The organism is Bradyrhizobium sp. 137, assembly GCF_023074095.1.
Lineage (GTDB): Bacteria > Pseudomonadota > Alphaproteobacteria > Rhizobiales > Xanthobacteraceae > Bradyrhizobium.
Genome location: NZ_JADPKU010000128.1, coordinates 57,890 through 69,853, shown reverse-complemented (window position 1 = coordinate 69,853; position 11,964 = coordinate 57,890). Strand labels below are relative to the sequence as shown.

11 protein-coding genes are annotated in these 11,964 nt (G+C 63.2%); 9 read left to right on the top strand and 2 right to left on the bottom strand.

Features of this window, described 5'->3' with window-relative positions; translation table 11 throughout:
- Window positions 1-777 (bottom strand): ABC transporter substrate-binding protein (locus IVA78_RS32510; RefSeq protein WP_247469428.1); only part of this gene is annotated, 777 nt, incomplete at its 3' end.
- Window positions 778-1,081: 304 nt separating this feature from the next.
- Here IVA78_RS32510 and IVA78_RS32505 point away from each other — a divergent pair.
- The 6 genes from IVA78_RS32505 (at window position 1,082) to IVA78_RS32480 (ending at window position 8,809) form a co-directional block, all read left to right on the top strand.
- Window positions 1,082-1,339, top strand: coding sequence for a DUF6489 family protein (locus tag IVA78_RS32505; RefSeq protein WP_091891548.1), 258 nt, complete (start codon window positions 1,082-1,084; stop codon window positions 1,337-1,339).
- Window positions 1,339-2,139 (top strand): alpha/beta hydrolase, encoded by an 801-nt coding sequence (locus IVA78_RS32500; protein ID WP_247279834.1) that lies wholly within the window; start codon window positions 1,339-1,341, stop codon window positions 2,137-2,139. The genes IVA78_RS32505 and IVA78_RS32500 overlap by 1 nt, the downstream gene beginning before the upstream one ends.
- Window positions 2,140-2,187: 48 nt before the next feature.
- Window positions 2,188-3,738, top strand: a complete 1,551-nt coding sequence (locus tag IVA78_RS32495) for a wax ester/triacylglycerol synthase family O-acyltransferase (RefSeq protein ID WP_247279833.1) — start codon at window positions 2,188-2,190, stop codon at window positions 3,736-3,738.
- Window positions 3,739-3,748: 10 nt separating this feature from the next.
- On the top strand, window positions 3,749-4,744 hold the full coding sequence (locus IVA78_RS32490) for an alpha/beta hydrolase (protein WP_247279832.1): 996 nt from the start codon (window positions 3,749-3,751) through the stop codon (window positions 4,742-4,744).
- Between the two features lie 123 nt (window positions 4,745-4,867).
- Entirely contained in the window at window positions 4,868-8,104 is a 3,237-nt protein-coding gene (locus tag IVA78_RS32485; RefSeq protein ID WP_247279831.1) for a cytochrome P450, read from the top strand.
- A gap of 30 nt (window positions 8,105-8,134) precedes the next feature.
- Complete coding sequence (locus IVA78_RS32480) at window positions 8,135-8,809, top strand: spermidine synthase (RefSeq protein WP_247279830.1); 675 nt, start codon at window positions 8,135-8,137, stop codon at window positions 8,807-8,809.
- On the opposite strand, the gene IVA78_RS32475 is transcribed toward IVA78_RS32480, so the two are convergent.
- Entirely contained in the window at window positions 8,806-9,720 is a 915-nt protein-coding gene (locus tag IVA78_RS32475; protein WP_247279829.1) for an alpha/beta hydrolase, read from the bottom strand. The genes IVA78_RS32480 and IVA78_RS32475 overlap by 4 nt on opposite strands.
- Before the next feature lie 164 nt (window positions 9,721-9,884).
- Here IVA78_RS32475 and IVA78_RS32470 point away from each other — a divergent pair, with 164 nt between their 5' ends.
- The 3 genes from IVA78_RS32470 to IVA78_RS32460 are packed head-to-tail and all read left to right on the top strand — an operon-like array spanning window position 9,885 to window position 11,937.
- The gene (locus IVA78_RS32470) at window positions 9,885-10,268 is read left to right on the top strand and encodes a hypothetical protein (protein WP_247279828.1); all 384 of its coding nucleotides are present in this window, start codon (window positions 9,885-9,887) and stop codon (window positions 10,266-10,268) included.
- Complete coding sequence (locus IVA78_RS32465; protein ID WP_247279827.1) at window positions 10,265-11,347, top strand: alpha/beta fold hydrolase; 1,083 nt, start codon at window positions 10,265-10,267, stop codon at window positions 11,345-11,347. Before IVA78_RS32470 ends, IVA78_RS32465 begins: the two co-directional genes overlap by 4 nt.
- Window positions 11,344-11,937, top strand: coding sequence for a GNAT family N-acetyltransferase (locus IVA78_RS32460; RefSeq protein WP_247279826.1), 594 nt, complete (start codon window positions 11,344-11,346; stop codon window positions 11,935-11,937). The genes IVA78_RS32465 and IVA78_RS32460 overlap by 4 nt, the downstream gene beginning before the upstream one ends.
- Window positions 11,938-11,964 lie beyond the last annotated feature (27 nt).

Here is an 11,964-nt window from a genome sequence, read left to right as displayed (position 1 = left end):
GGAATCGACGCGGGAGATGTCCTGGATCGGCACCGGCTCGATGACGTCGACTTCGCCCGAGAGCAGCGCGGCAACGCGGGTGGCGTCGGAGGCGATCGGAGTGAAGGTGATCTCCTTCAGGTTACCATCCATCTTGCCCCAGTAATTGGGGTTGGCCTTGAACACCGTCTTCACGCCGGGCTGATGGCTTTCGATGATGAAGGGGCCGGTGCCGTTCTCGTGGAGCGAGGCGTAGCTCGGCGTGGTTGCCGCCACCGGCGTCGGATCGACGACGTTGTTCTCCTCGGCCCATTTCTTGTCCATGATATACCAGACATCCCACGACGAATGCAGGATGGGATTGGGCGAGGGCAGGACGAAATCGACGGTGTAGTCGTCAACCTTGACGACCTTGACGTCGGGTGCAAGGCGGGTCTGCATATTGGACCCCTTCTTGCGGACGCGATCGGCGGAGAACAGCACGTCGTCGGCGGTGAACGGATCGCCGTTATGGAATTTCACGCCCTTGCGCAGGTGGAAGCGCCAGCGGGTCGGCTCCGGCGTCTCCCAGCTTTCCGCCAGCGCCGGAATGATCTTGAGATCCTTGTCGCGCGCGGTGAGGCCCTGATAGACGTGGCCGAGATGGGCGTGGGTGGTGCTCTCGTTGAGGGTATAGGGATCGAGCGACTTCAGGTCGCCCTGGTTGGCATAGCGTAGTGTCTGGCTCGACGCCGGCGAGACCGAGAACGCAGCCATACCGGCGAGCGTCGCCACAAACAGACTTCGACCTACTGACATTCTTGACCCTCTCCACACTGCCGTGCCGGTGATTTTTGATTTGTTCGGCCGGCCGATCAATCCATGTTGCCCAGAGTTCTCGACCCGTGCAAGCGCCATTCCAGCAAGGAACGCGCCAAGTTGCACCGCTGTGCAGCAATGCTGATCGTGCCGCCTGGCTTGGGCGGCTTACGACTTTGGACTTGGTTGACCATATTCGGCCGTTGCGGGTCGGGACATGTCGCGCCGGCATCAGGCGCTTGCGTCGCACCACAACTCGCGGCGATACTGCCGGCAGGCCGCTCGAATCTCATCCGGAGGGGACATGAAGGTTAATATCGAAATCGACTGCACTCCCCTCGAGGCCCGCCAATTCTTTGGACTGCCCGACGTGTCGCCGATGCAGACGGCGGTGATGGACAAGCTGCAGCAGCAGGTCCTGAGCAACATCGACAAGGTCTCGCCTGAATCGTTGGTGCAGAGTTGGTTTACATACGATCCCAAGCTCGCCGAACGGTTTCAGGACATGTTCGTCGCGATGGCAGGCCTCGGCGGCACGCGCAGCAGCGACAAGAAGAAATAGTGTCATCAGGGCCGGACGGGACGCGGGATTCCGGCCGGCTTCGTCCGCCGGGTATCGGGCTGCTACTTGCCGAGGCTCGGGGTCTGCTCGAATTCAATGCGAGCCTGCTGCTGTCACCGCTGCTGATGCGCGCGCCCAGGGGCGACGGCCATCCGGTGCTGGCGCTGCCGGGCTTCCTCGCCAGCGATCTCTCGATGGCACCGATGCGACGCTATCTCAGCGAGCTCGGTTATGAGGCACATGCCTGGCGGATGGGCCGCAATCTCGGCGGGCTCGGGCGGATGCGGGATTCGCTGCGCATGCGCTTGGCCGAGATCCACGCCGCGTCGCGTCGCAAGGTCAGCCTGATCGGATGGAGCCTCGGCGGCGTCTATGCCCGCGATCTCGCACTTCAGGCGCCGGAGATGGTCCGCTATGTCGTCACGCTCGGCAGCCCTTTTGCCAACGACGTACGGGCGACCAACGTCACGCGGCTGTACGAGGCGCTGTCCGGCGAGCGGGTCGAGGATTTTGCCGAACAGCGCGAGGCGCTCGCCGGCGATCTGCCGGTGCCCACGAGCTCGATCTATTCGCGTGCCGACGGCATCGTGAACTGGCGGACCTGTCTGCTCCGTCCCTCTGCCCGTGCCGAGAACATCGAGGTGCACCTGGCGAGCCATATCGGGCTCGGGGTCAATCCCGCGGCGCTATGGGCCGTGGCGGACCGCCTGGCGCAATCGGAGGGGGAATTCCGGCCATTTGACCGGGCCGGGCCGTTTGCCATTGCATATGCCCCGGCGGAACAGGCAGTATCGGCCTGACGAGAAGCGCCGACCAAAGGCGCCCGTCTAGTCTTGCGGGAGGGAATTATGGCTGACGGGAAGAAGCTGTCGTCGCTGGACGCGTCGTTTCTCTATCTGGAAACGCCGGAAATGCCGATGCATGTCGGAAGCATGGCAATCTTTCGCCTGCCCGACGACTACAAGGGCGACTTCTTCGAAGACTTCAAGGCCATGATCGTCTCGCGCCTGCACATCGCGCCGATCCTGAAGGCGCGGCTGGAGAAGGCGCCGCTGGACATCGATCATCCCTCCTGGGTCGAGGACGATCAGTTCGACATCGATCGTCACATTTTCCGGGCCAGCCTGCCGCAGCCGCGCGACCGCGCCACGCTCGAACGCATCGTCGGCTGGATGCATGCCAAGCTCCTGAACCGGGCCCGTCCGCTCTGGGAGTTCTACGTGTTCGAGGGCATGAAGGACAACGAGGTCGGCCTTTATTCCAAGATGCATCATGCCGCCATCGACGGGGGCGCCGGTGCAGCCTTCACCAACATGATCTATGACATCTCGCCGATCCCGCGGAAGGTCGATCCGCCGACGGCTGGATCCAAGCCCGGACAGGAGCCGCGCGATATCGCGGCCAACCTGCTCGATTCCTATCAACAGCTTTTCAGCCAGCCGCTCGACGCGTCGGCGGCCGCGAAGAACCTGCAATTGCCGCGTACCGGCAAGAGCGACATCGGCTCGATCCTGTTCGACAATGCGATGTACCAGATCGAGAGCGCGGTGCGGTTTGCCGGCAACATCCCGACGGTGCTCAAGAGCGTCTCCGACGTGCTCGGTAAGGTCGCAGATCCGAAATCGCGCGAGAGCCTCGCCAGCATGGTGTCGCCGCCGACCATGCTCAACAAGACCATCTCGTCGGAGCGGAGCTTCGCCGGCGTATCGATCTCGTTGTCGCGGGCCAAGGCGCTGGCCAAGCAGGCCGGCGGCAAGCTCAATGACGTCGTGCTGGCGCTCGCCTCCGGCGTGGTCCGCCGTTATCTTCAGCAATATGGCACGCTGCCGGCGAAATCGCTGACTGCGGCGGTGCCGATCTCGCTGCGCGAGGAGGGCAACACCGAGGCCAATAACCAGGTGTTCGGCATGATCTGCTCGATCGCAACCAACATCGACAATCCAAAGGCGCGGCTGGAAGCCATCATCGCGCAATCGGCCAAGTCCAAAGAGATGTCGCATCCACTGCGGGCGCTGATGCCGCAGGTCTCCAACATCTCGATGCTGGGTGCCCCGATCATGGTGCAGATCCTGGCGCTGCTCTACGGCCGCTCCAACCTGTCCGACGTGCTGCCGCCGGCCGCCAATATCACGGTGTCCAACGTCCCGGGACCGCGGCAGACGCTCTATGCTGCAGGGGCCGAGCTTCTGCACATTTTTCCGGTCTCGATCTCGACGCATGGGCAGGCGCTCAACATCACCGTGCAGAGCTATCGGGACCAGCTCGATTTCGGCTTCATCGTCGGCGCCAACATCATTCCGCATGTGCAGGTGATGTGCGACATGCTGCCGGAAGAGTTCGCCGCACTGGAGGCGGCCTATGCGCCGCCCGCGGCCGACATCAAGCGCGCTGCGGAATAAGGAGTTCGCGATGATTGAAATGCCGCCGCTCAAGTTCGCGACGACGAACGGAATCCGCATGGGCTATTACGAGGCTGGCCCGGCAGACGACAAGCCGCCGGTCGTGCTGTGCCACGGCTGGCCCGAGCTCGCCTTTTCCTGGCGCCACCAGATCAAGGCACTGAGCGAGGCCGGCATCCGCGTGATCGCGCCCGACCAGCGCGGCTACGGTGCGACCGACCGGCCCGAGCCGGTCGAGGCCTACGACATTGAGCACCTGACCGGCGATCTCGTCGGACTGCTTGATCATCTGCAGATCGATAAGGCGATCTTCGTCGGTCACGATTGGGGCGGCTTCATCGTCTGGCAGATGCCGTTGCGGCACATCGACCGGGTCGCCGGGGTAGTCGGCATCAACACGCCCCACACCAATCGCGCCTGGGCCGATCCGATCGAGCTGTTGCGCGCACGCTTCGGCGACAAGATGTACATCGTTCAATTCCAGGATCCGGCGCGCGAGCCGGACAGGATTTTCGGCAGCCGTGTCGAACAGACTTTCGATGCGTTCATGCGTAAGCCGGTGCCGCGCCCGGCCGACACCCCGCCGGAGGAGGTGGTTGCCGGTGTCGGCGCTTCGCCGCGGCTCAATCTGGCATTTCCGCAGATGATTGCCGGCTATGATGCGAGGCACGATCCGCGTACGCCGATCCTGTCGCCGGAAGAGAAGAAAGTCTTCGTCGATGCCTTCACCAAAACGGGTTTTACCGGCGGCATCAACTGGTACCGCAACATGTCGCGCAACTGGGCGCGCTCCGAAGGGCTCGATCATACGGTCCGCGTGCCGTCGCTGATGATCATGGCCGAGAACGACGCGGTGTTGCCGCCATCCTCCGCTGATGGCATGGACAAGCTGATTCCCGATCTCGAGAAGTATCTCGTTAAGGACAGCGGCCATTGGACGCAGCAGGAGAAGCCGGAAGAGGTCAGTGCCAAGCTGATCGAATGGCGTAGAAGGCGGTTCGGCTAGGCCGTTATTGCGAGCGCAGCGAAGCAATCCAGGAATGTGCCCGCGGAGGCAGTCTGGATTGCTTCGTCGCTTCGCTCCTCGCAATGACGAGATCGACGCCTGAGGCAGGGGGAAGCACTTCTGATGTCATCCAAGAACCGACTGGACCCGATCCCGCATCCGCCGACCAAGCCGGTGGTCGGCAACATGCTGTCGCTGGACTCGGCCGCCCCCGTGCAGCACCTGACGCGGCTCGCAAAAGAGCTGGGTCCGATCTTCTGGCTCGACATGATGGGCTCGCCGATCGTGGTCGTCTCCGGCCACGACCTCGTCGACGAGCTCTCTGACGAAAAGCGCTTCGACAAGACGGTGCGCGGTGCGCTGCGGCGTGTGCGTGCGGTCGGTGGCGACGGCTTGTTCACGGCCGATACCAAGGAGCCGAACTGGAGCAAGGCGCACAACATCCTGCTCCAGCCGTTCGGCAACCGGGCCATGCAGTCGTATCACCCGAGCATGGTCGACATCGCCGAGCAGCTCGTCCAGAAGTGGGAGCGGCTCAACGCCGACGACGAGATCGATGTCGTCCACGACATGACCGCATTGACGCTGGACACAATCGGCCTGTGCGGCTTCGACTACCGCTTCAACTCGTTCTACCGCCGCGATTACCACCCGTACGTCGAGTCGCTGGTGCGCTCGCTCGAAACCATCATGATGACGCGTGGCCTGCCCTTCGAGCAGCTTTGGATGCAGAAGAGGCGCAAGACCTTGGCCGAAGACGTCGCCTTCATGAACAAGATGGTCGACGAGATCATTGCAGAACGACGCAAGAGTGCGGACGAGATCGACGACAAGAAGGACATGCTGGCCGCGATGATGACCGGCATCGACCGCGCGACCGGCGAGCAGCTCGATGACGTCAACATTCGCTACCAGATCAACACCTTCCTGATCGCGGGCCACGAGACCACCAGCGGCCTGTTGTCCTACACGCTCTATGCACTGCTCAAGCATCCGGACATCCTCAAGAAGGCCTATGACGAGGTCGACCGCGTCTTCGGTCCCGACGTCAATGCGAAGCCGACCTATCAGCAGGTGACGCAGCTCACCTACATCACGCAGATCCTGAAGGAGGCGCTGCGGCTGTGGCCGCCGGCGCCAGCCTATGGTATCTCGCCGCTCAACGATGAGACCATCGGCGGCGGCAAGTACAAGCTCAGGAAGGGCACGTTCACCACCATCCTGGTGACGGCGCTGCATCGCGATCCCTCAGTCTGGGGACCGAACCCTGATACCTTCGATCCCGAGAATTTCAGCCGCGAGGCGGAAGCCAAACGGCCGATCAATGCCTGGAAGCCGTTCGGCAACGGCCAACGGGCTTGCATCGGCCGGGGCTTTGCCATGCACGAGGCTGCGCTTGCGCTCGGGATGATCCTCCAGCGCTTCAAGCTGATCGATCACCAGCGCTATCAGATGCACCTGAAGGAAACGCTGACGATCAAGCCGGAGGGTTTCAAGATCAAGGTTCGCCCGCGCGCCGATCGCGAGCGCGGTGCCTTTGGCGGACCAGTCGTGGCAGTGGCTTCGGCACCCAAAGGACGGCGTCAGCCGGCCGCCCGGCCCGGCCACAACACGCCGATGCTGGTGCTCTACGGCTCCAATCTCGGCACCGCCGAGGAACTCGCGACGCGCATGGCCGACCTCGCTGAGATCAACGGCTTTGCCGTGCGTCTCGGCCCGCTCGACGATTACGTCGGCAAGCTGCCGCAGGAAGGTGGCGTACTGATAATCTGCGCCTCCTACAACGGCGCACCGCCTGACAATGCGACGCAGTTCGTCAAATGGCTCGGCAGCGATTTGCCGAAGGACGCCTTTGCCAATGTGCGCTACGCCGTGTTCGGCTGCGGCAACAGCGACTGGGCAGCGACGTATCAGTCGGTGCCGCGCTTCATCGACGAGCAATTGTCGGCACATGGCGCGCGCGCCGTCTATCCGCGCGGCGAGGGCGATGCGCGCAGCGATCTTGACGGCCAATTCCAGAAATGGTTTCCGGCGGCTGCCCAGGTCGCGACCAAGGAATTCGGCATCGACTGGAATTTCACCCGCACCGCGGAGGACGATCCGCTCTATGCAATCGAGCCGGTGGCGGTGACCGACGTCAACACTATCGTGGCCCAGGGCGGTGCTGTCGCGATGAAGGTTCTGGTCAATGACGAGCTTCAGAACAGAAGCGGGCCCAATCCGTCGGAGCGTTCGACGCGCCATATCGAGGTGCAACTGCCGTCCAACATCACCTATCGGGTCGGCGATCATTTGAGCGTGGTCCCGCGCAACGACCCGACACTGGTAGATTCGGTCGCCCGCCGCTTCGGCTTCCTGCCAGCCGATCAGATCCGGCTTCAGGTCGCCGAAGGCCGCCGGGCGCAATTGCCCGTCGGCGAGGCCGTGTCGGTCGGCCGTCTGCTCAGTGAGTTCGTCGAGCTGCAGCAGGTCGCGACACGGAAGCAGATCCAGATCATGGCGGAGCACACGCGCTGCCCGGTGACGAAACCAAAGCTGCTGGCGTTTGTCGGGGAGGAGGCTGAGCCACTCGAGCTCTACCGCACCGAGATCTTGGCCAGACGCAAATCGGTGTTCGACCTGCTGCTCGAATATCCGGCCTGCGAATTGCCGTTCCACGTCTATCTCGAAATGCTCTCGCTGCTCGCGCCGCGCTATTACTCGATCTCGTCCTCCCCGTCGGTCGACCGGGCGCGGTGCAGCATCACCGTCGGGGTGGTCGAAGGACCGGCCGCTTCCGGGCGCGGCACCTACAAGGGCATCTGCTCCAATTACCTGGCGAACCGGCGAGCGGGTGATACGATCTACGCCATCGTGCGTGAGACCAAGGCCGGCTTCCGCCTCCCCGACGAGTCATCCGTGCCGATCATCATGATCGGACCGGGCACGGGACTTGCCCCGTTCCGCGGGTTCCTTCAGGAGCGCGCTGCGCGCAGGGCGAAGGGGACTGCTCTTGGTCCGGCGATGCTATTCTTCGGCTGCCGCCATCCCGATCAGGATTTTCTCTACGCAGACGAGCTGAAGGCGCTGGCGGCAAGCGGCATCACCGAGCTTTTCACCGCGTTCTCGCGTGCCGATGGCCCGAAGACCTATGTGCAGCATCTCCTGGCCGCGCGGAAGGACAAGGTCTGGTCGCTGATCGAGCAAGGCGCCATCATCTATGTCTGCGGCGACGGCAGCAAGATGGAGCCCGATGTGAAGGCAGCCCTTGTCGCGATGCACCGCGAAAAGAGCGGTAGCGATGCCGCGGCCAGTGCACGCTGGATCGAGGAGATGGGCGCGAGCAACCGCTATGTGCTGGACGTTTGGGCGGGTGGGTGACCACGGGCGCGATCGTGCTAAACGTCAGGCATGATTCCCTGGGAAAAGATCGACACCGCGCAAATCCCCGGTTCCGACGGTGAGCTCCGCCTGATGCGGCGCGGCAAGGAGTTCTCCATCAAGCTCGGCAGCAACGAGCTGATGAACAGCCGCTTGTCGGGCTCGGAGGCCGCGCTTGCAACGCTGGCGGCAAAGCAGATCGAGAACGTCGCAAAGCCCGTCGTCCTCATCGGCGGCCTCGGCATGGGTTTTACGCTGCGCGCGGCGCTTGCCGTGCTCGGAGGCAAGGCGAGGATCGTGGTCTCCGAACTTGTGCCTGCGGTGGTGGCCTGGGCACGCGGCCCGATGGCGTCGGTCTTCGGCGACAGCCTCGACGATCCCAGGGTGAGCATCCGGGAGACCGACGTTGGCGAAATCATTCGGGCGCAGCGCTCCGCCTTCGACGCCATTCTCCTCGACGTCGACAACGGGCCGGAAGGGCTGACACGAAAGGATAACGACGCGCTCTACAATGCGGACGGTTTGATGGCGGCTAAGACGGCGCTGCGGCCAGGCGGCGTGCTCGCTGTCTGGTCGTCAGGGCCCAACCCGGCCTTCACCAAGCGCATTGCGAGCGCCGGCTTCGACGTCAACGAAATCAACGTCCGCGCCACCGGCAGAGGCGGCGGCGCGCGCCACGTGATCTGGATCGCGAGGAAGGGCTAGGCGGCTTGCGCCGCCGCGCCATGCGCGTGGTCGTCGATGGCGCCGATGATCTCGGGCCAGAAGCGCATCGGCAGCGCGTGGCCCATGCCTTCGATCATCAACAGCTTGGCGCCGAGAATTGACGCTGCCGTGTCCTTGCCGCCTTCGGGATGGACCAGGGGATCGACGGTGCCGTGAATGACGAGCGTCGGCGTCTTCACCCCATGCAGCCGTTCCTTGCGGCTGCCCGAGGCGAGCGCGGCGCGGAGCTGCCGGCCGACGCCGGCCGGATTGAGTCCGCGTGCGAACACGCGCTCGGCGCGTTCAGGGTCGAGCGCTTCCTCTTCCGGAAAAGACCCGCCGCGCAAGATCTTCCATGTCTGGCCGAAGCGGACCATAAATTCCTCCTTGCTGCGTGGCGGCGGCGCCATCAGCATTGCGGCGGCCTCGCGTGTCGGCGGCGGCACGCGCGGATTGCCCGTCGTCGACATGATCGAGGTCAGCGAGCGTACGCGCTCGGGGAATGATAGCGTCACCTCCTGGGCGATCATGCCGCCCATGGAGGCCCCGACCAGATGCGCCGACTTGATGCCGAGCGCATCCATCAGCCCGACCGTGTCCTTCGCCATGTCGATCAGCTTGTAGGTTGCGGCAACCGGAATCCTGAGGAAGCGTAGCTTCAGCAGCTCGAGCGGCGTCAGCCGCTTGCCGCCGGTCAGATGGCTCGACTTGCCTATGTCGCGGTTGTCGAAGCGGATCACGCGAAAGCCGCGCGCGGCAAGCTGCTCGCAGAATGCATCATCCCAATGGATCATCTGCGCCCCGAGCCCCATGATCAGCAGCAGCGGCTCGGCATTGTCGTTGCCGAAGATTTCGTAGCAGATGTCGATCCCGTTGGCGCGGACGGTCTGGGGCGGCTGATGGACGTTCACGGTCGCTATCCCTTGCTGCTGACCAATGCTGTATTGCACGGTTTCCCGCGGCAAAGAAGCCGTGTGGGCGGCACCGGACCGCTCGCCGGTTGACCGGCCCCTCGCAACGGTGTGGTATGGCCCAAAAGAAGGGCATCGAAGCTCTCGAGATCAGGAGGACGCCGATGACCGACAAGCTCAACGACCCTGTCGCCATGTGGCAGAAGATGATGGGCGAGATGGAGAAGGGGTTCAACTCCTTCGCCAACGAAGCCATGTCGTCGCCCGAATTCTCACAGGCGATGAACCGCGCGGGAGGAGTTGCTGCAGGTGCTCAGAAGCAGCTCGGTGAACTCATGGAGAAGTATCTCGTCGCAATGAACCTGGCGAGCCGGCAGCAGGTCATGGGCCTTGCGGAACGGCTCCAGTCCATCGAAGCCCAGATCGGCGAGATGAGGTCGATGCTGAGCCAGATGGCGGCAAATTCCGGAATCTCGCAAGGCGGCGCCGGCGCCCCACGGCCGCCGCGGACGAAGCGCCCGCCCTCTGAAAACGGAGAGCGGACATGAACGCGGCGACGGGACTTGATTTCGCATCTATCCCGGAGCGCATCCAGACCGAGGTGCAGCGCGCAATCCAGCGCAGCATTAAGGGCGTCGAATATTTCTCGACCTCCGGCCCCACGCTCGGATCGACACCGAAGGACGTGCTGCATTCGCGCGGCACGATGAGCCTCTATCACTACCGGCCAATGTCGGACGAGATCTACCGCGTGCCGGTGCTGATCGTGATGGCCACCACCAACCGTGGCTACATTCTCGACCTCGTCCCTGGCCAGAGCTTCATCGAGTTCCTCTTGAGGCGCGGCTACGACGTCTACATGCTCGATTGGAGCGCGCCGCGGCCGGAGGAGAAGAGCCTGCGGATGGAGGACTATGTCCTCGACTTCATTCCGGATTGCGTCCGCCGTGTGCAAGCCGATTCCGGCGAGCAGGACGTTTCCGTCATCGGCTATTGCTTCGGCGGCGTGCTGTCGCTGCTCTACGGCTCGATCCACAAGGACGGGCCGATGAAGAATCTGATCTGCTTCACTACGCCGATCGACTTCCGCGAGATGAAGCTGTTGTCGAACTTCTCCGATCGCCGCTATTTCGACGTCGACCATCTTGTCGATAGCGTCGGCAACGTGCCGCCGGAGATGATCCTGTCCTCGTTCGAGATGTTGCGCCCGGCCTCGCGCACGGTGAGCCAGATCCAACTTTGGGAGAACATCTGGAACGACGAGTTCGTCAAGTCTTACCGCATGTTCGACCGTTGGGCGACCGACACGCTGCCGCTGGCGGGTGAATATTTCCGCACCATCACCAAGGATCTGATGTGGGACAACAAGCTGTTCAATGACAGCATGTCGGTCGGCGGGCGCGCGGCGAAGCTGGAGAACATCAAGGTGCCGATCCTGCATGCGGTCGCCGAGCATGACCACATCGTGCCTTATGACGCGGCAAAGCACCTGATCGCAAAGATCGGCTCCGAGGACAAGGAAGAAGTGATGTTGAAGGGCGGCCACGTCTCCCTCGTGGCCGGTGCCAATGCGGTGAAGCGGCTGTGGCCGAAACTGGACTCCTGGCTGGGAAAGAGATCGACATGAATGAGCAGCGTTCCTATCCGCGTCACCTCAAGACCGATGCCGGTGATATCGAAATCCGCCTGATGTCGCCTAGAGACGAAGCCGCGGTGCTGGCCTTCGGCCAAGGTCTTCCGTCCCATGATCTGTTGTTCCTGCCGCGCAATATCAGCCAGCCGAAGGTGCTCTCCGCCTGGGTCAAGGAGATCGAGCGCGGCGCGATCACGAGCCTGCTCGCGGTGAGGGACGGCAAGGTCGTCGGCTGCGGCACGCTGGTGCGCGATCCGCATTCCTGGTCGCCTCATGTCGGTGAGATCCGCATGGTGGTCTCGTCCGACGTACGCGGGCAGGGTGTCGGGAAGGCGCTCTCGCAGGAGACCTTTGCACTTGCGCTCGGAGCTGGCCTGGAAAAGCTCTCGGTGCAGATGACGGTCGACCAACAGGCGGCGATTGCCTTGTTCGAAAGCCTCGGCTTCAAGGCCGAGGCTCTGCTGCGCGATCATGTCCGGGACGTCGATGGCAAGACCCACGACATCGTCGTGCTCGGGCACAATATCGCGCAGGTTCAGGCCCAGATGGAGGCCTATGGATTGCCAGGCGCGGTCCAGCATTAAGACGAAGATCGGGCCGAAACGGACCTA